Below are 20,289 nucleotides of genomic sequence, written 5' to 3' on the forward strand. Positions count from 1 at the left end.
AGCCAGCCCGCGCCGATGCGAGACGAATCTTTGCCCAGGATCGAGACCGAAACGCTCGCGGATCTGCGCGACGAGATCGACCGCATCGATCGCGAGATGCATGGCCTGCTCATGCAGCGCGGCGAGATCATCGATCGGCTGATCGCGGTGAAGGGGCCGAATGGCGCCTCCGCCTTTCGCCCCGACCGCGAGGCGCGGATGATGCGCGCGCTGGTCTCGCGGCATACGGGCCTGTTGCCGGTCGATACGGTCGAGGGCATTTGGCGCATCATCGTGTCCACCTTCACCTATATGCAGGCGGAATATTCCCTCCACGCCGATGATTCCGGCGGCGACGCGGCCATGCGTGACAGCGCGCGCTTCCACTTCGGCTTCACCGTGCCTTACGTCACCCATCACGGCGCCGGCGCCGTGGTCGCGGCGGTGGCGGGCTCCAAGGGCGATCTCGGAATGCTGCGCTCCGCCGGCGCGCAGGAGGAGGGCGCCTGGTGGACGCGGCTCGTCGGCGAGAATGCGCCCAAGATCATCGCGCGCCTGCCCTTCGTCGAGCGGCCCAATCATCCGGCCGGCTTGCCGGTGCTGATCGTCGCCAAGCCCCTGGCCGAGGCCGCCTCGCAGGATATCGCCCTCTATGCGCTCACGCTGCCGAAATGGCATGCGGCCGCTCCGGCGGCGATCGACGCGCTCGCCGGCGAAATTCTCGCCACCGCGCCGCATGGCGGCGAGCTGTCGCTGCTCGTCGCCGCGCCCGGCCATGTGAAAGCCGCGCAATTTACGGAAGAGCTGGCGCGCGCCGGCGTCGGCCGCGCCAGCGCCGAGCCGGTCGGCAGCCATGCGGCGCGCTTCGAATTGGATACGGCCCGCAGCGGCGTTTTTGCTCCGAGGAGTTGACGAGATGACCAAACCTGTCGTGCGTCGAAGCGTGCTGGCGATCGACGCTTATGTGCCCGGCAAGAGCGCCGCCCCCGGCGCCGCGCGCGTCTTCAAGCTCTCCGCCAATGAGACGCCGCTGGGGCCGTCTCCCAAGGCCGTGGAGGCGCTGCGCGCGCTGGCGCCCAAGATCGCCGCCTATCCCGACGGCTCGGCGACGCGGCTGCGGCAGGCGATCGGCGCGGCGCATGGGCTCGATCCCGAGCGCATCGTCTGCGGCGCCGGCTCCGACGATATTCTCGCTCTGCTCGCGCACGCTTTCATCGAGCCGGGCGACGAAGGAATCTACACGCAATATGGATTTCTCGAATATCGCATCGTCATTCTCGCGGCGGGCGGCGTTCCCGTCATCGCGCCGGAGACGAATTACAAGGCGAGCGTCGACGCGATTTTGGAGAGGGTGACGGAGCGCACGAAAATCGTCTTCGTCGCCAATCCCAATAATCCGACTGGGACCTATCTGCCGAAATCGGAAATACTGCGGCTCGCCGACGCGCTGCCGCCGCATGTCGTGCTCGTCATCGACGCGGCCTATGCGGAATATGCGCAGTGCGAGGATTACTCCGCGGCGCTGGAGCTCGCCTCGACGCGCGACAATGTGGTGACGACGCGCACCTTCTCGAAAATCTACGGCCTCGCGGGGCTGCGTCTCGGCTGGGGCTATGGCTCGGCGCATATCGTCGATGCGCTGAACCGTCTGCGCGGCCCTTTCAATGTGAGCAGCGCGGCGATCGAGGCGGGCATAGAGGCCGTGCAGGACAAAGCGCATCTCGAGGCGGCGATCGCGCATAATGCGCGCTGGCTGCCGTTTCTGACGCGCGAGATCGAGGCGCTGGGGCTCGAGGTTCTGCCGAGCGTCGCCAATTTCATCGCCATTCGCTTTCCCGATGAGGCGGGGCGCACGGCGGCGGACGCCGATCGCTTCCTCACCGCGCGTGGCCTCGTGCTGCGCGCGATCGGCGCTTATGGAATGCCGCAATTTCTGCGGCTGACCATCGGCTCGGAGGAGGCCAATCGTCTCGTCGTCGCGGCGCTCGGCGAATTCACCGCATCTTGGCGCGCGGCGCCGCGGGCCGCGCATGGCTGACGCGCGCGCGCCGATCTTCGAGAAGGTCGCGCTGATCGGCCTCGGCCTCATCGGCTCGTCGATCGCGCGCGGCGCTCGCGCCTATGGCGCCGCGACTCGCATCGCCGCGAGCGACGCCTCGGAACAAGTGTGCGCGCGCGTGCGCGAGCTCGGCATAGCCGATGAAACGACCGCCGATCTCGCGCAGGCCGTCACGGGCGCCGATCTCGTTATTCTCTGCGTGCCGGTCGGCGCTTGCGGCGAGGTCGCGCGCGCGATCGCGCCGCATCTTGCGCCGGGCGCCATTCTGTCCGACGTCGGCTCGGTGAAGGGCGCCATTGTCGCGCAGGTCGCGCCGCATGTTCCCGCGAGCGCGCATTTCATTCCCGCGCATCCGATCGCCGGCACGGAATATTCCGGGCCGGACGCCGGCTTTGCGACGCTGTTTCAGAATCGTTGGTGCATTCTCACGCCGCAAGAAGGTTTCGACGGCGAGGCGGTGAGGAAGCTCTCGGCTTTTTGGACGCGCCTCGGCGCCAATGTCGAGACGATGAGCGCGACTCATCATGATCTGGTGCTGGCGGTGACGAGCCATCTGCCGCATCTCATCGCTTACAACATCGTCGGCACGGCCGCCGATCTCGAGGAGGTCACGCAGTCGGAGGTGATCAAATTCTCGGCGTCGGGCTTTCGTGATTTCACCCGCATCGCGGCCTCCGATCCGATCATGTGGCGCGATATTTTCTTGAACAACAAGGACGCCGTGCTGGAGATGCTCGGCCGTTTCGACGAGGATTTGACGGCGCTGCGCCGCCTGATCCGCACCGGCGACGGCGATGGGCTGTTCGCGCTGTTCACGCGCACGCGCGCCATCCGCCGCAGCATCATAGAGCAGGGGCAGGATACGGCGGCGCCGGATTTCGGACGCTCGGCGCCGCGCGAGGAGTGAGGCGGTTCCGGCTGAAAATTTCCCTTCTCCCCGCGAGCGGGGAGAAGGAAGACGGCGAACGCCGCGCGAGCCGATCCGCCGACGGGCGTCGAGCTGATCCAGCGCAGGCGCTTCTCTGATCGCAGCGTCACATTTCAAATGTCACATGGCCGTTCGCGTCGATCGGCCACAAGGGATTCCAGGCGATCTCCCATGCATGGTCGTCGGGGTCGGCGACATAGCCGCGAAAGCCTCCGTGCGGCGGCGGGCCGGCCGGCCGCAATAGCGCGCCGCCGGCCTCGATGAGACGCTTCATGACCGGCTCGACATCCTCTTTGCTCGGGACATTATGCGCGAGCGAGAAGGCTCCTGGCGTATGGAGTCCGGAGCGGCTCATGTCCGCCTCGAGCGCGTCTTTCAGGAATGCGCCGAGAACAAAGCCGTTCATCTGGTAGAAGATGATTTGCGGGCTCTCGAAGACCGGCTTCCAGCCGAAGCCCTCGACATAGAAACGACGTGAGCGCTCCAGATCGGAGACGCCGAGCGTGATGACGGATATTTGCTGTTGCATGCCACGACCTCATTGGCCGCCGGCGCGAGATTGCGCTGGCGTTAAAGGCCATGGGACACATCGCGGCGAGCGAAGGTCAGGACCCGCTGGCGCGGGGATCGGGCCAACCGCACCGATCTCTCCTTTTCTGACGCGTGATTTTTAATCCGCCGCGCGCGGTGGAGCAAGATGGGGCGCCGTCGGATCGGCCCGATCAGATCAGCCCCATCACCTGCAGCGCGTCGGAAATCTCCTCGCGTCGTTTCTCCACCGCTACCTCGCCTTCGCGTACGGCTTCCTCCGTGCGATCGAATTCGAGCAGACCGATATGGCCGACGCGCGGCGTGATGTGCACGTCGGGCGGATCGCCGGCGAGGCGCGAGCGCGTCAAGCGGTCCTGCATGATGCTGAGCGAGGTCGTCATCACGCCGAAAATGCTCGGCCGGTCGGGGTCGCGGCGGAAGACGCCGCGCGTCAGCGACTCGGTGAGCGAGGCGACGAATGGCTTCTGCTTTTGCTCGAGCAGCGTGATCGGATCGAAGCCCATGGTCGAAGGGATGCGCGCGGCGTCGCGCGATTTCCCGATTATGTCCGTGTTGAGATTGACCGCGATCACCAGCTCCGCGCCGAGCGCGCGGCAGGCGGCGACCGGCAGAGGATCGACCAGCGCGCCATCGGCGAGCCAGCGCCCCTCCACCTCCATGGGCGGGAACAGGCCCGGCAGCGAGAAGGAGGCGCGCAGCGTCTCGGCGAGGTCGCCCTTCTGCAGCCAGATCTCATGGCCGGTGATCAGATCGGTGGCGACGGCGACGAAAGGCGTCGGCAGAGTCTCGACGCGCAGCGGCCCGAGCGCGCGGCGCAACTCCATCAGCAGCCGATCGCCCTTGATGAGGCCGCCATAGCCGAGCTGGAGATCGAGATAGGAAACGATCTTGCGCTTGTCGAGCGAGGCGGCCCAGGCCTCCAGCTCGTCGAGCTTGCCGGCGATGAAGCAGCCGCCGACGAGCGCGCCCGCAGAGGTTCCGGCGACGACATCGAAGACGACGCCCATGCGCGTCAGCGCGCGCACCGCGCCGATATGCGCCCAGCCGCGCGCCATGCCGGAGCTGAGCGCGAGGCCGATCTTGCGCCTGCCGAGTGGATGCTCCTCTTTGTCGGGCGTCACCGTCGCTTCCCTCGTCGTCGCCGCTCAGGCTCTTTTTTTCGCCCCCCGTCGTTCACATATCACATCCGCCGCCTTCGGGGGCGAGGGCGAAGATCACGCCGCGGAGGGAGCGCGGATGAGCGCCGAGACGGTCGAATATGATCGCTATCGCGTGATGGTCGAGGCCTCGCCGGCGGCGATTCTCATCGTGGGCTCCGATGGGCTGGTGCGCTACGCCAATCGCGAGACGGAACACATGTTCGGCTACGCGCGGGAGGAGCTGATCGGCCGCTCTGTCGATCTGCTGACTCCTGCGGTCGTCCAACGCCGCCACGCCGCCTACCGCCGGCTCTTTTACGCCGATCCGAGCCGCCGCCTGATGGGCGTCGGCCGTGAGATCAAGGCCCGGCGTCGCGACGGCGGCGAGTTTCCGGTCGAGATCGGGCTCGCGCCGCTGGCGACCGCGCGCGAGCTGATGGTGACGGCCACTATCCTCGACATGAGCAGGCGGCGAGAGGTGGAGCGCGCGCTCACCGCCAGCGTCGCGGAGCTGGAGCGCGCCAATGAGCGGCTCGGCCAATTCGCCTATGTCGCCTCGCTCGATCTGCAGCAGCCCTTGACCGAAATCGCCGCGCAATCGACGCGGCTCGATGCGGCCATGGCGGCGGGATGCTGCGAGGAGATCGCGCAGGCGAGCGCGCATATGCGCTGCGCGGCCGTGCGCGGGCGCAAGCTCGTCGGAGATCTGCTCATTTATGCGCGCACTATCTACGGCGATCAGCAATTGGAGGCGCTGGATCTGCGCGAGGAGGTGCAATTTTCCCTCGCGGCGCTGGCGCAATCGATCGAAGCGGGCGCGACCAGGCTCGAGGTCGATATTCCCGCCGCCGCTTTCGTCGGCGACCGCGCGCAATTCGCCTGCCTGATGCAGAATATCGTCGCCAATGCGGTCAAATATCGAAAGCCCGGCCGGCCGGCCGAGGTGACGATCGCGGCGACGCTGGAGCAGGGCGCCATTCGACTCTCCATCGTCGATAAGGGCGTCGGCTTCGAGCAGGACTTCGCGCAGCGAATTTTCGAGCCCTTCAGCCGCCCGGAGAGCGATGTGGAATATGCCGGCACTGGCATAGAGCTGGCGATCTGCAAATCCATCGCGGATCGTCACGGCTGGGAGATAGAGGTCGAGTCGCAGCCGGGCGACGGGACGGCGTTCCGCCTCGCGATACCGGCGCTATTCGCGCCGTCCATGTGAGTCCTTCTCCCGCGCGCGCTCAGCCCAGGCGTGAGGCCGTCTCGCGCAAATGGGCGAAGGCGCCTTTGGCGGCGTCGACCAGCGCCTCCGGGCTGCGCGGTCGCTTGCCGCGCATGCGGGGCTCCTTGGGCGCCTCGTCGCGCATCAGCCGCGGCTGGGCGAGATGCGGCGCCACGCCCTCGCGCATCACGGCGCGGCGCAACGGGCCGAGCGCCGTCATGGCGATGAAGCCCGCGCCGCGAAGGAGGTCGATCGGCAGATAGGGGACGATCAGCGAGCGATTGAGCAGATCGACGCCATTGGTGCGGAAGCCGATATCGGCCCGCCGATGCACCTCATAGCGCATCAGCGCGCGTGCGAGTTCCTTGGGATTGCGCAGATCGACGCTGGCGAGGCAATCCTCGAGATCGGCGACGTCGCGCAGGCTGAGATTGAGGCCCTGCGCGCCGATCGGCGGAAACACATGGCAGGTCTCGCCGACCAGCGCGAGACGCGGCGCCGTCAGCCGTGACACTTGCAGGCCGCCCATGCGGAACTCGCCGATGCCGCTCTCGATCGTGATGGAGCCGAGCTTTTCCCGAGCGTAGTCCTCCATCTCGTATTGCAGCTCGTCGCGCGGCTTGGCGAGGCGGCGCTTGGCGTCGCGCGGGCTCATCAGCCAGACGAGGCTGGAGCGATGCTCCGCGCCCTCGCGCGGCGGCAGCGGCACCAGAGTGAAAGGGCCGGAGCGCGTGTGAAATTCGGTCGAGATATTGTCGTGCGGCAGCTCGTGGCGCAGCAGAGCGGTAAGCGCCACTTGCGGATAGGTCCATTCCTTCGTGTCTATGCCCGCGGCGGCGCGCGCCTTGCTGCCGCGCCCATCGGCGGCCACGATGAAATCGGCGGCGATGCGGCGCCCGTCCGCGAGGATCGCCGTCGCGCCATCCTCCTCGAATTCATAGTCCGCGATGTCGGTCTCGACGATCTCGAAGCTCTGCGCCGCGCGCGCATGCTCGAGCAGAATGGCGGTCAGCTCGTCATTGGAGACATTGAGGCCGAAGGCGGGAAGATCGATCTCCTCCGACCGCATGATGAGATCGGGCACGGGGAGAAGCTGGTCCGTGTCGTCGATCATTTGGATCGTCTCGATCGGACAGGCGGCGGCGCGGACTTTCTCCAGCACGCCGATCGAATCGAGAAAGCGCACCGAGGCCTCGAACAGCGCGATTGTGCGGCCCGGCAGAGGCGGGGGGAAGCGCCCGGCGAGCGTCACGCGCCAGCCGGCGTTGGCGAAGGCGAGGGCGGCGGCTATGCCCGTGGAGCCGGCCCCGGCGACGAGAATTTGCGTGTCGATCGCGGGGCTTGCGCCCGCCAATGTCTCGGCCATGTGCTGCGTCTCCGTTTCGGGAATCCTTCTACACCATGGGGAGGGGAAGGCGAAGCCGCCCACCGGCGGCTTTCCGCCGCTGCCCGAAAATCTGTTGGCTTTGTCGTCTGCGTCAATCCATGGTCGCAATCGACGCGGATTTTGCGGCGCGAAGTCATTCGGAGAAAATCATGGTGAAGGCGATACGCATTTACGAGACGGGCGGGCCGCAGGTTCTGCGCTATGAGGAAGTCGAGCTTCCTGCGCCGGGGCCTGGCGAGGCGCAGATCGTCCAGAGGGCGATCGGCGTCAATTATATCGACGTCTATCTGCGCAGCGGCGCCTATCCCGCCGATCTTCCCTTTATTCCGGGCTATGAGGGCGCCGGCGAGGTGGTCGCGCTCGGCGAGGGCGTCGACGAGGTCGAGATCGGCGAGCGCGTGGCCTATGTCGGCCCGCTCGGCGGCTATGCGGCGGCGCGCAATATTCCCGCCGCCTCGCTGGTGAGGCTGCCCAAGTCCTTTTCCTTCGAGACCGGCGCCTCGATGATGCTCAAAGGGCTCACCGCGCAATATCTGCTGCGCCGCACGTTCAAGGTGAAAGAGGGCGACCGCATTCTCGTCCATGCGGGCGCGGGCGGCGTCGGCCAATTGCTCTGCCAATGGGGAAGCGCGCTCGGCGCGCATGTGATCGCCACCGTCGGCGACGAGGAGAAGGCGAAGATCGCCAAAGAAGCCGGGGCGGCGCATACGATTCTCTATCGCAGCGCGGATTTTGTCGCCGCCGTGCGCGAGATCACCAACGGCAAGCTCTGCGACGTCGTCTATGACGGCGTCGGCCGCGATACTTTTCCGGCTTCGCTCGATTGCTTGAAGCCTTTCGGACTTTTCGTCAGCTATGGCTCCGCCTCGGGCAAGATCGAGGCTTTCGACATAAATCTCCTGTCGCAAAAGGGCTCGCTCTTCGCGACGCGTCCCTCGCTCTTCGCGCATATCGCGCGGCGCAAGGACCTCGAGAAGATGACGAGCCAAGTGGTGCGCGCGATCAAGAAGGGCGTCCTGCGGCTCGAGCGGCCAGCGCTCTATCGGCTCGAGGACGCTGCTCTCGTCCATGCCGACCTCGAGGCGCGGCGCACGACAGGCGCGCTCGTGCTCATTCCCTGAGCCTCGGGCTGGCCGCCGCTGCAAAATCTTCATCTGTGTGATATTTTTAACACAGGCGCGCCGCAGCGGCTTCGGTCGCAGAATTTAGGGGGTTGAATTTGTGGGCGCTGCCGAATCGCTCTGGTCGGGCCCGCCCGCTCGGGCGGCGCTCGAACGGGGCCGTGTGGCCGGTTCTCCTGGCCGAGCCTGGACAAATGCGACCTTTTATGCCGGGCGCTACGACGAGGAATCGGATAGGCTCCAAAATCGTTCCGGCTTTGAGGTTCCTCCCACCTCCCGATGGGCCGGGGCCCACTCTCAAAACCCGGCGTTCTCGCCGGGTTTTTTTCTGCCCGCGCTGTGCCGCGCCGCGGCGCCTATTCCGCCTTTTTCTATGCGCAATAAGGCCTTATCTCGCCGCTCCAGATCATGGAGCCGGGCGCGAGCGCGGTTTTCGCCCTGCGCTTTCGCATCTGCGCGGTTGCATTCCGGGCCAAAACGGCACATGTTGACACGCGCGGCGCCAGCGCCGCGAAGCATGAGGGTCATAAGCTGACGACAAGTCTCCCAGGGGCGGCGCGCGCGCCGTCTCAGCCGGCTTCCGGGCCGATCGGCCAGATCACCGGCTCCATCGTCCAAAAAGTCCTCACCAGCCTCGACGATTCCAAGGCCGAGGACGTCATCTCCATCGATTTGCGCGGCAAGACGTCAATCGCCGATGACATGGTCATCGCGACCGGCCGTTCGACCACGCATGTCGGCGCCATCGCCGACAGAGTGCTCAAAGCCTGCAAGGAGGCCGGCCTCGTCGCTCCGCGCGTCGAGGGGCTGCCGCAGTGCGACTGGGTGCTGATCGACGCGGGCGACGTCATCGTCCACATTTTCCGACCTGAGGTGCGTCAGTTCTACAACCTCGAGAAAATGTGGGCCGGCGCGCGGCCGAGCGAGCTGCGCGCGGTCTGACCGCCTGAGGGCGAAACGGGACAGGACGGCATTCGCCGCGAGCGCGAATGTCCGTAAGAGAACATGCGTCTCGGAATTCTCTGTGTCGGTCGGCTAAAGGCTGGCCCGGAGCGCGAGCTCTACGCACGTTACGCCGCCCGCGTCGCGGCGATGCGAAATCTCGGGCTCGCGGGGCTCGATCTCCTGGAAATCGACGAGAGCCGGGCGCGCAATCCGGCCGAGCGCATGGCGCAGGAAGGCGACGGAATGCTCGCCGCCCTGCCGGCGGGCGCGCGCCTCGTCGTCTTCGACGAGCGGGGAAAGCCGGCCAGCAGCGTCGATTTCGCGGCCATGGTCGAAAGCGAGAGAGACAAAGGCGTAAAATCGCTGTGGTTCGCGATCGGTGGCTCTGAGGGGCTGGCGCCCGCCGTGCGGGACAAGGCCGGCGCCGTCTTTTCCTTCGGGCGCATGACGCTGCCGCATCAGATCGTGCGAATCCTCGTCGCCGAGCAGATCTATCGGGCGACGACCATTCTTTCCGGACACCCGTATCATCGCGCCTGAGGCGCGCTTCGTCCTTGTGATTTATTCACCACGACGACATGAAGATTGCATCCGCCGGTCGGCCGGGTTCAGAGCGAGAGGAGCGACATGACCGAGCCGCCGCTGATACGCTTCGTCGTCTGCGTCGGCGACGTCTGCGACCGCGATGGACGCGGGAGCGCGCTGCATGAGCGCTTGAGCGAGGCGCTCGATATCGATTTCGGCAAAGGGATCGCCGCTGGCGAGATCGCCTGCGTGAGGCGCAGCTGCCTGCGCCATTGCTCGCGAGGAATCCCCATGGTCCGCATAGAGCCGTCCGGCGACGTTCACGCTGACCCGGACATCGAGCAAATGCTCGATCTCGTGGAGGAGGCGCTCATCGGCTGAGCGGCGCCTCTACGCTTTCGCTTCGGCGCGTTTCCAATTGCTGAAATCGCTTTATTCGTCGCCGACCTTGGCCGGCTTCAGCACCACGGGGCGCAGCAGGAAGGACGGAATATGGTCGCCGAGGCCAATGACCGGCGGCCCATCGTCCTCATGCTGGCGCGTCGTCGGCCTGCGGTCGCGGCGATCGCCATAGGTCGGCGGCCGCTCGGGGCGGGGTCGCGCAGCAGGGCGGGTCTCACGCTCTTGCCTCGGCTCGCGCGCCTGTCTCGGCTCGCGTTCCGCCCGGGGCTCGCGTTCTTGCCGCGGCTCCCGCTCTGGCCGGGGCTCGCGCTCTTGTCTGGGCTCCCGCTCTTGCCGGGCCTCGCGGCGCGGCTCGCGTTCCGCCGTGGAACGGCGTCCTCCGCGCTCGCCGCTGCGTGCGCTGCGTCCACGCCCGCGCGATTCGCGCGCCGGCGCCTCGGACGGCGGCGGCAGCTCGTCGAGGCCGGGGCCTTCCCAATCGATCTTATTGCCGATCAGCGTCTCGATCTGATCGAGATATTTGCGGTCGTCATCGGTGACGAGGGTGAAGGCCGTGCCGGAACGGCCGGCGCGGCCCGTGCGGCCGATGCGATGGACATAATCCTCGCTATGCGTCGGCACGTCGAAATTGAAGACATGGCTGACGTCGGGAATATCGAGGCCGCGCGCCGCGACATCCGAGCAGACGAGAAGATTGACGTCGCCATTCTTGAAGGCGTCGAGCGAGGCCATGCGGGCGAGCTGGTCCATGTCGCCATGCAGGGCGCCGGCGGAGAAGCCGTGCTTGTCCAGGGAGCGATGCAGGATCGCGACATCGCGCTTGCGATTGCAGAAGATGATCGCGTTCTTGAAGCTGTCCGCGCCGCGGATGATTCGGCGCAGCGTCTCGCGCTTCTCGGCATGGCCATGCGTGGCGATGAGCGCCTGGCGGATCGTCGCCGCGGTCGTCGAGGCGCGGGCCACTTCGACACGCACAGGATTGTGCAAGAACGCCTCGGTGAGGCGCGTGATCTCCGGCGGCATCGTCGCGGAGAAGAATAATGTCTGCCGCGTGAACGGCACCAGCTTGCAGACGCGCTCTATGTCCGGGATGAAGCCCATGTCGAGCATGCGGTCGGCCTCGTCGATGACGAGGATCTCGATATTGGTGAGCAGCAGCTTGCCGCGGTCGAAGAAGTCGAGCAGACGGCCGGGCGTCGCGATCAGCACATCGGCGCCGCGCATGATCTTGGCTTCCTGATCTCCAAAGGAGACGCCGCCGATCAGAAGCGAGACATTGAGCTTATGATTTATGCCATATTTGGCGAAGCTCGCCTCGACCTGCGCGGCGAGCTCGCGCGTCGGCTCGAGAATCAGCGTGCGCGGCATTCGCGCGCGGGCGCGGCCTTGCTCGAGCCGGCACAGCATGGGCAGCGTGAACGCCGCCGTCTTGCCTGTGCCCGTCTGGGCGATGCCCAGAATGTCGCGCCCCTGCAGCGCGGGGGGAATGGCCTGTTCCTGAATGGGCGTGGGCTGGGTGTAGCCGGACGCCTCAACGGCCGCGAGGACCTTTTGGGAAAGGCCGAGTTCGTCGAAGTTCATCAATGGTCCTGGTCGCGGCTTTCATGACATCTGGCAAGGGAAGGGCGCGCGAATGCCGCGGGGGCGCGCGTCGTCCTCGAGAGGCGGGCCGTCGCAAATCGACGGTTGTGTTCCGCAGGCGTTCTGCTCGACGATACGGGAGCAAGACGCGCGCCATGCTTGAAGCCGAATGCGCCGGATGTCAATGAATTTGACTCGCGGCCGCCGCGAGCGGCGCCGCGCCGCTGCGGATGTTTTCGTTGAAGCTTCGCCTTATTTGGCCTCCGCCCCGCAGGGCGAGACCGGCGCAACGGCTTTTTGGCCCGGCGCGATCGAGCCGGTGGCTGCGTGATCGACCGCGACGAAGCCGATGCGATGCATGACCTGAGTCGCCATGCTCGGCTGCGACGCCGCGAGCTGCGCGCGGCCACGCTCCTCCTTATGGACAAAAGCGATGAGCGGCAGCTCGCCGTTTTGTAACTTTGCCGACAGCAGATTGGCCCCGAGCACGCAGGCGAGCGCCAGCACGGCCGACCCCAAGGCAACTTTTTCGACGAGCCTACCAGCCGTGTCCCGCCGAAACCGATCGAGCATCGACATTCGCGCCTCTTTTCAATCGCGCGCCTCGCGTATGAGCGGGGCGACATTAGGCGCCGGGAGTAAAGGACGCGTTTACGCTCATGGTTTTCAATAAGTAGACGGATGCGGCGCGCCGCCGCGGGGCGGAATCGAGACATTGGCGGCGCCTTTTGGAAACCGCGTCGGTCGCCGAATGCGCCGCCGCGGCGCGCTCACTTGTTCGCTCGCCGCGGCACATTATGTCCTAGGCGTATTGTTGAAGGAGGCGGCGCGCCCGAGGCGCCGCATCCGGGGCGCGCTTCGGACTTTTTCGGCGATTTCAGCTTTTCGGGTCTTGCCAATGCTCCCGCGAGAAAGAAAACTCGGCGCTACCCCGCTTCGACCGCGCCGCGAAAGCCGACCAGGGGCTCGCGGCACAGAGAATGCTACGCAGATGTCAGCCGGGCCTTTCGCGGGCGAAACATCGGAAAGGGGAATGAGGAAAGCCGAGGTGACCGTGATCGATGATGATCTTACGCTCGACAGCCGGTTTGCGTCCGCCATGGACGCTGACGGCGCGCCTCCCCACGCGGGCGGGAAAGAGCCTCGCAAAGGCGGCGGCGACGGTGGGCCGGGGTCGGGAACGGCGCTGATCACCCGCACGCGGACGCAGACGCGACGGCCCAACATGTATCGCGTCTTGTTGCTCAACGACGACTACACGACCCAGGAGTTCGTGGTCATCGTTCTGCGTAAATATTTCAACAAGAGCCTGGAAGAAGCCACTCGGATAATGCTGCACGTGCATAATCACGGCGTCGGCGAATGCGGCGTCTACACCTATGAGGTGGCGGAGACGAAAGTCACGCAAGTGATGGATTATGCGCGCAAGCACCAGCATCCGCTTCAGTGCATCATGGAAAAGAAGTGAGGGCGGACGATCGATGCCGACATTCTCGCGCAACCTGAAGCAGTCACTCGACCGCGCGCTCGCCTCGGCGAGGGAGCGGCATCATGAATATGCGACTTTGGAGCATCTGCTCCTCAGCCTCATAGACGACCAAGACGCGGCGGCCGTGCTGCGCGCCTGCTCGGTCGATCTCGATCTGCTCGCCAAAAATTTGCGCGAATACATCGATCACGAGCTGGACAATCTGGTCAATGAATCGGCAGGCGACTGCAAGCCGACCGCCGGCTTCCAGCGCGTCGTGCAGCGCGCCATCATCAGCGTGCAGTCCTCCGGTCGCGAGGATGTGAGCGGCGCCAATGTTCTGGTCGCGCTCTTCGCCGAGCGCGAGAGCCACGCCGTCTATTTCCTGCAGGAGCAGGATATGACGCGCTATGACGCGGTCAATTACATCAGCCACGGCATCGCCAAGCGGCCGGGCCTCTCGGACGGCTCGCGCGCGCCGCGCGGCGTCGAGGACGAGGCGGAGCGGGGCGAGGGACGCGAGGGGCGCGAGGGCGAGCAGCGCAAGAAGGAAGGCGCGCTCGAGGCCTATTGCGTCAACCTCAACCGCAAGGCGCGCGACGGCCGCATCGATCCGCTGATCGGCCGCGAGTCCGAGGTGCTGCGCACCGTGCAGGTGCTCTGCCGCCGGCAGAAGAACAATCCGCTGCTGGTCGGCGATCCGGGCGTCGGCAAGACGGCCATCGCCGAAGGTCTCGCTCGCAAGATCATTCAGAACGAGGTTCCCGAGGTGCTCGCCGGCGCGACGGTGTTCGCGCTCGATATGGGCACGCTGCTCGCCGGCACGCGCTATCGCGGCGATTTCGAGGAGCGGTTGAAGCAGGTCATCAAGGAGATAGAGGCGCATAAGAATGCGATCCTCTTCATCGACGAGATCCATACGGTGATCGGCGCCGGCGCGACCTCCGGCGGCGCGATGGACGCGTCCAATCTGCTGAAGCCCGCGCTGGCCCAGGGCACGCTGCGCTGCATCGGCTCGACCACCTATCGCGAATATCGGCAATATTTCGAGAAGGACCGCGCTCTGGTGCGGCGCTTCCAGAAGATCGACGTCAATGAACCGTCGATCCCGGATGCGGTGGAGATCGTCAAGGGCCTCAAGCCCTATTTCGAAGAGTTCCACAAGATCCGCTACACCAATGAGGCGTTGAAGGCCGCGGTGGAGCTTTCGGCACGCTACATTCACGACCGCAAGCTGCCGGACAAGGCGCTCGACGTGATCGACGAGACCGGCGCCGCGCAAATGCTGGTGCCGGAGTCCAAGCGCAAGAAGACGATCGGCCTCAAGGAGATCGAGACCACGATCTCGACCATGGCGCGCATCCCCGCCAAGACCGTCTCCAAGGACGACGCCGAGGTGCTCGCCCATCTCGACGAGACCTTGAAGCGCGTCGTCTATGGACAGGACAAGGCTGTCACCGCGCTCACCTCGGCGATCAAGCTGGCCCGCGCCGGCCTGCGCGATCCCGAGAAGCCGATCGGCTGCTATCTGTTCTCTGGCCCGACCGGCGTCGGCAAAACGGAGGCGGCGCGCCAGCTCGCCACCTCGCTGGGCATAGAGCTGATCCGCTTCGACATGTCGGAATATATGGAGCGCCATACGGTGAGCCGGCTCATCGGCGCGCCTCCCGGCTATGTGGGCTTCGATCAGGGCGGCCTGCTGACCGATGGCATCGACCAGCATCCGCATTGCGTGCTGCTGCTGGACGAGATCGAGAAGGCGCATCCGGATCTGTTCAACATCCTTCTGCAGGTGATGGACCACGGCAAGCTGACGGATCACAATGGCAAGCAGATCGACTTCCGCAATGTGATCCTCATCATGACGACCAACGCAGGCGCCGCCGATCTCGCCAAGAAGCCCATCGGCTTCACGCGCGGCAAGACGCATAGCGCCGAGGACAATGAGGCGATCAATCACCTCTTCGCCCCGGAGTTCCGCAATCGTCTCGACTCGATCGTCCATTTCGGCCATCTGCCGGAAGAGGTGATCGCCCGCGTCGTCGACAAATTCATCCTGCAGCTCGAGGCGCAGCTCGCCGACCGCAATGTCACGATCGAGCTCTCCGACGAGGCGCGGTCCTGGCTCGTCGAGCATGGCTATGACCAGGCCATGGGCGCGCGTCCGATGGGCCGTGTCATCCATACGCATATCAAGACGCCGCTCGCCGATGAGGTTCTCTTCGGCCGGCTGAAGAATGGCGGCGCGGTGCGCGTGGTGGTGGTGACGGATGACAGCGGCGCCAAGACGCTGGGCTTCGTCTTCCCAGAGGGACCGGTGCTGCCGCGTCCCGAGCGCGATATCGTCGAGGCCGGCAAGAAGCGGGCGGCGGAGAGCGGCGCCGAGCCGCGCAAAAGCCGCAAGGCGAAGGACGGCGACGGCGGCAAGGATTCGGGCAAGACCGAGCCGGCTCCGCGCAGCGCCAGCGCGCGTCCGCGCAGTGTTCCAGAGACGCCGCTCAAGAGCTGAGCGCGCGATCCCTCACGGGATGTTAATCACTTCGATCGTATTCTCGAAGCCGGGCTATGCCCGGCTTCGTCATTTGCGCGCTCCCGCGCTTCTGTCCGAGCTCGAGGTGAGAACATAGATGCGCGTGGCGATCGTTCACTATTGGTTCGTCGGCATGCGCGGCGGGGAGAAGGTCGTCGAAGCTCTGATCCGGCTCTATCCGCAGGCCGATCTCTTCGCCCATGTCATCGATCCGTCCGCTGTCTCGCCGACGATCCGCTCGCGCCCGATCACGACGAGCTTCATCCAGTCGCTTCCGCGCGCGGCGAAATATTACCGGCAATATCTGCCGCTCATGCCGCTCGCCTGCGAGCAGCTCGATCTGCGCGGCTATGATCTCGTCATCTCGAGCGAGTCCGGTCCGGCTAAGGGGATCATCCCGCCGCCGGAGGCGCTGCATGTCTGCTATTGCCATTCGCCCATGCGCTATTTGTGGAACATGTACCATGAATATCGCGAGGAATCCGGCCGGCTCACGCGCCTATTGATGCCGCCGCTCGCCCATTATCTACGCAATTGGGATGCGCTGTCGGCGACGCGCGTCGATCATTTCATCGCCAATTCCACGACGGTCGCGCATCGCGTCGAGCGCTATTATCGCCGCTCCGCCGATATCGTGCATCCGCCCGTCGCCGCCGACGCCTTCTCCATCGCGCCTCCGCAAGAGATCGGCGATTACTATCTGATGGTCGGCGAGCTTGTCGGCTATAAGCGGCCGGATCTCGCCATCGACGCCTTCAATGCGAGCGGCAAGAAGCTCGTCGTCATCGGCGGCGGCTCCAATCTGGAGGCGATCGCCAAGCGCGCCGGCCCGACCGTGTCCGTGCTCGGCCCGCAGCCTTTCGACGTTCTGATGCGGCATTATTCGCGCTGCCGCGCGCTGATCTTTCCGGGTGAGGAAGATTTCGGCATCGTGCCGCTCGAGGCGATGGCGAGTGGACGGCCGGTGATCGCTTTCCGCCGCGGCGGGGCGACGGAGACCGTTGTCGAGAATGAGACAGGCGTCTTCTTCGATACACAGACGATCGAAGCGCTGAGCGAGGCGATCACGCGCTTCGAGCGCATGGAATTCTCGCCCGAGCGCATTCGCGCCCACGCACTCGGCTTCGGTGAGGAGCGCTTCTTGCGCGAGATGCGTGAGAAGATCGATTCTTATTTCGCTGCTCGCGACGCGAAGCGCTGAGGAAGGGCGAGCCTGAAGGCTCGCGGTCCAGAGCATGGATCGGACGCGAGTCCTCAGCGTCGTAATGCAGGTCCTATTGCTCTTGCGCGGCGCGCTTGCGTTTCGGCGCGGGCGCCTCTTTCGCCGCTTTGGCTTTCTCCGCGCGCGGCGGACGGCGCTTCAGCACCTCGTCGAGATAGCGGCCGGTGTGGCTGCGCTTCGCCGCGACGATATCGGCGGGCGGACCAGCCGCCACGATCTCGCCGCCGCCATTGCCGCCCTCGGGTCCGAGATCGATGATCCAATCGGCCGTCTTGATGACCTCGAGATTATGCTCGATGACGACGACGCTATTGCCCTGATCGACGAGCTCGTGCAGCACCTCGAGCAGCTTGGCGACATCGTGGAAATGCAGGCCCGTCGTCGGCTCGTCGAGAATATAGAGCGTGCGGCCCGTGGAGCGGCGCGCCAATTCCTTGGCGAGCTTCACACGCTGCGCCTCGCCGCCGGAGAGCGTCGTCGCCTGCTGGCCGACGCGAATGTAATCGAGGCCGACGCGCTTCAGCGTCTCCATCTTGTCGCGGATCGCCGGCACGGCTTTGAATAGGACGGCCGCTTCCTCGACCGTCATGTCGAGCACATCGGCGATGGACTTCTCGCGATATTTCACTTCCAGCGTCTCGCGATCGTAGCGCTTGCCCTTGCAGACGTCGCAAGTGACATAGACGTCGGGCAGGAAGTGCATCTCGATCTTGATGACGCCGTCGCCCTGGCAGGCTTCGCAGCGGCCGCCTTTCACATTGAAGGAGAAGCGCCCCGGCGCATAGCCGCGCGCTTTTGCCTCGGGAAGGCCGGCGAACCATTCGCGGATCGGCGTGAAGGCGCCGGTGTAGGTCGCGGGGTTCGAGCGCGGCGTGCGGCCGATCGGCGATTGGTCGATATCGATGATTTTGTCGATATGCTCGAGTCCGTCGATCTTGTCGAAGGGCGCCGGATGCTCATGCGCGCCATTGAGGCGCCGCGCCACTGCTTTATACAGCGTCTCGATGACGAGCGTGGATTTGCCGCCGCCGGAGACGCCAGTGACGGCGGTGAAGAGTCCCAAGGGAATCTTCGCCTCGACATTTTTGAGATTGTTTCCGCGCGCGCCGCTGATCTTCAGCCAGCGGCCGGGGTCGGGCTTGCGCAGCGCATGGCGCAAGGTCACTTGCTTCGCGCCGGTCAAATATTGGCCGGTGAGCGAATTGGGATCGTCCATAATCTCCTGCGGCGCGCCTTTGGAGACGATATGGCCGCCATGCACGCCGGCGCCGGGGCCGACATCCACCACATAATCGGCGGAGAGAATGGCGTCCTCGTCATGCTCGACGACGATGACGCTATTGCCGAGATCGCGCAGCCGTCGCAGCGTGTCGAGCAGACGATCATTGTCGCGCTGATGCAGGCCGATCGACGGCTCGTCCAGCACATAGAGCACGCCGGTGAGGCCGGAGCCGATCTGTGACGCCAAGCGAATGCGCTGGCTCTCGCCGCCGGACAAAGTGCCGGAGGCGCGCGAGAGCGTCAGATAATCGAGGCCGACATCGACGAGGAAGGTCAAGCGATCGCGTATCTCTTTCAATATGCGATGCGCGATCTCATTGCGCTTGGCGTCGAGCTTCTCCGGCAGAGCGCGGAACCAGTCGAGCGCCGCGCGCACAGAGAGGTCCGACACTTCGCCGATATGAAAGCCGTCGATCTTCACGGCGAGCGCTTCCGGCTTCAGGCGATAGCCGAGGCACGCCTTGCAAGGTTCGGCCGACATATAGCGGCCGATTTCCTCGCGCGCCCATTCGCTGTCTGTCTCGAGGAAGCGGCGCTGCAGATTGGCGACGACGCCTTCGAAAGGCTTCTTCACATCATAGGCGCGCGCGCCGTCGTCATAGGAGAAGCGGATCTCCTCCTTGCCGGAGCCATGCAGCAGCACGTCGCGCACCGATTGCTCGAGCTTCTCGAACGGCGTGTCCATGCGGAATTTATAGTGACGGCCGAGCGATTCCAGCGCTTGCCCATAATAGGGCGAGGATGATTTCGCCCAAGGCGCGATGGCGCCTTTGCGCAGCGAGAGCTTGGGATCGGGAACGACGAGATCGGGATCGATCACCTGCTCCTGGCCGAGGCCGCTGCAGACCGGGCAGGCGCCGAAAGGATTGTTGAAGGAGAAGAGTCGCGGCTCGATCTCCGGAATGGTGAAGCCGGAGACGGGGCAGGCGAATTTCGACGAGAAGACGATGTGATCGGCCGCATAATGGGTGGAGGCGTAGGCGGCGGGCGTCGCCGCCGCAGGGGCGTCGCCGCCGTCCGCGCGCTTGCTGTCGGCGAATTCCACCACGGCGAGGCCATTGGCCAATTCCAGCGCCGTCTCGAAACTATCGGCGAGGCGCGCGGCAATGTCGGAGCGCACCACGATGCGATCGACGACAATGTCGATATCGTGCTTCAATTTCTTGTCGAGCGGCGGCGTGTCGGCGATCTCGTAATAGACGCCGTCGATCTTCAGACGCTGAAAGCCGCGCTTGGTATAGTCCGCGATCTCTTTTTTATATTCGCCCTTGCGGCCGCGCACGACGGGCGCGAGCAGATAGAGCCGCGCGCCTTGCGGCAGCGCCAACACGCGATCGACCATTTGCGAGACGGTCTGGCTCTCGATCGGCAGGCCGGTCGCCGGCGAATAGGGAATGCCGGCGCGCGCCCACAGCAGGCGCATGTAATCGTGAATCTCCGTCACCGTGCCGACGGTGGAGCGCGGGTTTTTCGAGGTCGTCTTCTGCTCGATGGAGATGGCGGGCGAGAGGCCGTCGATCTGATCGACGTCCGGCTTCTGCATCATCTCGAGGAATTGCCGCGCATAGGCGGAGAGCGACTCGACGTAGCGCCGCTGGCCCTCGGCATAAATCGTGTCGAAGGCGAGCGAGGATTTGCCCGAGCCCGAGAGGCCGGTGAAGACGACGAATTTGTCGCGCGGAATGACGAGATCTACGTTTTTGAGATTGTGCTCGCGCGCGCCGCGAATGGAGATCACCTTGCCGTCGAAGAGATCGTCGAGAGAGGTTTGGGCGGCGGATTTTTTCGAGCTTCGCATGGGCACGACCAGAACTGGAGCGGCGGGCGGTCTCACCCTCCCCTGTGAGGGGGAGGGTCGCGCCGAAGGCGCGGGGTGGGGTGTCTCCCCGAGTCTCGCGGCGCACCCCACCCCGGACGGCTCCGCCGTCCGACCCTCCCCCTATAGGGGAGGGTGGAA

At 65.3% G+C, this 20,289-nt stretch carries 17 protein-coding genes; 11 read left to right on the forward strand and 6 right to left on the reverse strand.

Annotation, left to right across the window (positions count from 1 at the left end):
- The first annotated feature begins 15 nt into the window (after nt 1-15).
- Genes A1351_RS13815 through A1351_RS13825 form a run of 3 tightly spaced genes read left to right on the forward strand, consistent with a single transcriptional unit; the run spans nt 16 to nt 2,945 of the window.
- The gene (locus A1351_RS13815) at nt 16-891 is read left to right on the forward strand and encodes a chorismate mutase (protein ID WP_024880315.1); all 876 of its coding nucleotides are present in this window, start codon (nt 16-18) and stop codon (nt 889-891) included.
- A 4-nt stretch (nt 892-895) separates the two neighbouring features.
- Nucleotides 896-2,017, forward strand: a complete 1,122-nt coding sequence (gene hisC, locus A1351_RS13820; protein WP_024880314.1) for a histidinol-phosphate transaminase — start codon at nt 896-898, stop codon at nt 2,015-2,017.
- Nucleotides 2,010-2,945: a prephenate/arogenate dehydrogenase family protein gene (locus A1351_RS13825; RefSeq protein ID WP_024880313.1), complete on the forward strand. Its 936-nt coding sequence runs from the start codon at nt 2,010-2,012 to the stop codon at nt 2,943-2,945. The genes hisC and A1351_RS13825 overlap by 8 nt, the downstream gene beginning before the upstream one ends.
- 127 nt (nt 2,946-3,072) lie before the next feature.
- On the opposite strand, the gene A1351_RS13830 is transcribed toward A1351_RS13825, so the two are convergent.
- Together A1351_RS13830 and A1351_RS13835 are read right to left on the reverse strand one after the other, a co-directional pair.
- A complete protein-coding gene (locus A1351_RS13830; protein WP_024880312.1) occupies nt 3,073-3,495 on the reverse strand; it encodes a VOC family protein in 423 nt (140 codons plus the stop codon).
- Nucleotides 3,496-3,688: 193 nt separating this feature from the next.
- Complete coding sequence (locus tag A1351_RS13835) at nt 3,689-4,639, reverse strand: patatin-like phospholipase family protein (RefSeq protein ID WP_026598882.1); 951 nt, start codon at nt 4,637-4,639, stop codon at nt 3,689-3,691.
- Nucleotides 4,640-4,754: 115 nt separating this feature from the next.
- Between A1351_RS13835 and A1351_RS13840 the strand changes: the two genes are divergently transcribed.
- Entirely contained in the window at nt 4,755-5,870 is a 1,116-nt protein-coding gene (locus tag A1351_RS13840) for an ATP-binding protein (protein WP_064033290.1), read from the forward strand.
- Between the two features lie 19 nt (nt 5,871-5,889).
- Here the strand turns inward: A1351_RS13840 and A1351_RS13845 are convergent, their stop codons facing one another.
- A complete protein-coding gene (locus A1351_RS13845) occupies nt 5,890-7,236 on the reverse strand; it encodes an FAD-dependent monooxygenase (protein WP_064033258.1) in 1,347 nt (448 codons plus the stop codon).
- A 170-nt stretch (nt 7,237-7,406) separates the two neighbouring features.
- Between A1351_RS13845 and A1351_RS13850 the strand changes: the two genes are divergently transcribed.
- The 4 genes from A1351_RS13850 (at nt 7,407) to A1351_RS13865 (ending at nt 10,229) form a co-directional block, all read left to right on the forward strand.
- Nucleotides 7,407-8,378, forward strand: a complete 972-nt coding sequence (locus A1351_RS13850) for a quinone oxidoreductase (protein WP_026598879.1) — start codon at nt 7,407-7,409, stop codon at nt 8,376-8,378.
- Between the two features lie 597 nt (nt 8,379-8,975).
- On the forward strand, nt 8,976-9,320 hold the full coding sequence (rsfS, locus tag A1351_RS24780) for a ribosome silencing factor (RefSeq protein ID WP_024880307.1): 345 nt from the start codon (nt 8,976-8,978) through the stop codon (nt 9,318-9,320).
- A gap of 63 nt (nt 9,321-9,383) precedes the next feature.
- Nucleotides 9,384-9,863 (forward strand): 23S rRNA (pseudouridine(1915)-N(3))-methyltransferase RlmH, encoded by a 480-nt coding sequence (rlmH, locus tag A1351_RS13860; protein WP_026598878.1) that lies wholly within the window; start codon nt 9,384-9,386, stop codon nt 9,861-9,863.
- A gap of 87 nt (nt 9,864-9,950) precedes the next feature.
- Entirely contained in the window at nt 9,951-10,229 is a 279-nt protein-coding gene (locus tag A1351_RS13865; protein WP_064033259.1) for a (2Fe-2S) ferredoxin domain-containing protein, read from the forward strand.
- A gap of 51 nt (nt 10,230-10,280) precedes the next feature.
- Here A1351_RS13865 and A1351_RS13870 read toward each other — a convergent pair whose 3' ends face one another.
- Both A1351_RS13870 and A1351_RS13875 read right to left on the reverse strand, forming a co-directional pair.
- The gene (locus tag A1351_RS13870) at nt 10,281-11,831 is read right to left on the reverse strand and encodes a DEAD/DEAH box helicase (protein ID WP_064033260.1); all 1,551 of its coding nucleotides are present in this window, start codon (nt 11,829-11,831) and stop codon (nt 10,281-10,283) included.
- 252 nt (nt 11,832-12,083) lie between these two features.
- A complete protein-coding gene (locus A1351_RS13875) occupies nt 12,084-12,410 on the reverse strand; it encodes a hypothetical protein (RefSeq protein ID WP_157096306.1) in 327 nt (108 codons plus the stop codon).
- 520 nt (nt 12,411-12,930) lie between these two features.
- On the opposite strand from A1351_RS13875, the gene clpS reads away from it, so the two are divergent.
- From clpS to A1351_RS13890, 3 genes are all read left to right on the forward strand, one after another.
- Nucleotides 12,931-13,299, forward strand: coding sequence for an ATP-dependent Clp protease adapter ClpS (gene clpS, locus A1351_RS13880; RefSeq protein WP_024880302.1), 369 nt, complete (start codon nt 12,931-12,933; stop codon nt 13,297-13,299).
- Nucleotides 13,300-13,312: 13 nt separating this feature from the next.
- Entirely contained in the window at nt 13,313-15,808 is a 2,496-nt protein-coding gene (gene clpA / locus A1351_RS13885) for an ATP-dependent Clp protease ATP-binding subunit ClpA (RefSeq protein WP_064033262.1), read from the forward strand.
- Between the two features lie 118 nt (nt 15,809-15,926).
- Complete coding sequence (locus tag A1351_RS13890) at nt 15,927-17,030, forward strand: glycosyltransferase (RefSeq protein WP_064033263.1); 1,104 nt, start codon at nt 15,927-15,929, stop codon at nt 17,028-17,030.
- A gap of 73 nt (nt 17,031-17,103) precedes the next feature.
- Here A1351_RS13890 and uvrA read toward each other — a convergent pair whose 3' ends face one another.
- Nucleotides 17,104-20,130, reverse strand: coding sequence for an excinuclease ABC subunit UvrA (gene uvrA / locus A1351_RS13895; protein ID WP_064033264.1), 3,027 nt, complete (start codon nt 20,128-20,130; stop codon nt 17,104-17,106).
- Between the last annotated feature and the right edge of the window lie 159 nt (nt 20,131-20,289).

The organism is Methylosinus sp. R-45379 (assembly GCF_001644125.1).
Taxonomy (GTDB): Bacteria; Pseudomonadota; Alphaproteobacteria; order Rhizobiales; family Beijerinckiaceae; genus Methylosinus.

Bases quoted from the DNA above. Each gene is read 5' to 3' on its own strand.
- A1351_RS13840 (WP_064033290.1), top strand. From the start codon at position 4,755: ATGAGCGCCGAGACGGTCGAATATGATCGCTATCGCGTGATGGTCGAG.
- A1351_RS13845 (WP_064033258.1), bottom strand. From the start codon at position 7,236: ATGGCCGAGACATTGGCGGGCGCAAGCCCCGCGATCGACACGCAAATT.
- A1351_RS13830 (WP_024880312.1), bottom strand. From the start codon at position 3,495: ATGCAACAGCAAATATCCGTCATCACGCTCGGCGTCTCCGATCTGGAG.
- A1351_RS13850 (WP_026598879.1), top strand. From the start codon at position 7,407: ATGGTGAAGGCGATACGCATTTACGAGACGGGCGGGCCGCAGGTTCTG.
- A1351_RS13875 (WP_157096306.1), bottom strand. From the start codon at position 12,410: ATGTCGATGCTCGATCGGTTTCGGCGGGACACGGCTGGTAGGCTCGTC.
- clpS (WP_024880302.1), top strand. From the start codon at position 12,931: ATGGACGCTGACGGCGCGCCTCCCCACGCGGGCGGGAAAGAGCCTCGC.
- uvrA (WP_064033264.1), bottom strand. From the start codon at position 20,130: ATGCGAAGCTCGAAAAAATCCGCCGCCCAAACCTCTCTCGACGATCTC.
- clpA (WP_064033262.1), top strand. From the start codon at position 13,313: ATGCCGACATTCTCGCGCAACCTGAAGCAGTCACTCGACCGCGCGCTC.
- A1351_RS13890 (WP_064033263.1), top strand. From the start codon at position 15,927: ATGCGCGTGGCGATCGTTCACTATTGGTTCGTCGGCATGCGCGGCGGG.
- A1351_RS13865 (WP_064033259.1), top strand. From the start codon at position 9,951: ATGACCGAGCCGCCGCTGATACGCTTCGTCGTCTGCGTCGGCGACGTC.
- A1351_RS13825 (WP_024880313.1), top strand. From the start codon at position 2,010: ATGGCTGACGCGCGCGCGCCGATCTTCGAGAAGGTCGCGCTGATCGGC.
- rlmH (WP_026598878.1), top strand. From the start codon at position 9,384: ATGCGTCTCGGAATTCTCTGTGTCGGTCGGCTAAAGGCTGGCCCGGAG.
- hisC (WP_024880314.1), top strand. From the start codon at position 896: ATGACCAAACCTGTCGTGCGTCGAAGCGTGCTGGCGATCGACGCTTAT.
- A1351_RS13815 (WP_024880315.1), top strand. From the start codon at position 16: ATGCGAGACGAATCTTTGCCCAGGATCGAGACCGAAACGCTCGCGGAT.
- A1351_RS13870 (WP_064033260.1), bottom strand. From the start codon at position 11,831: ATGAACTTCGACGAACTCGGCCTTTCCCAAAAGGTCCTCGCGGCCGTT.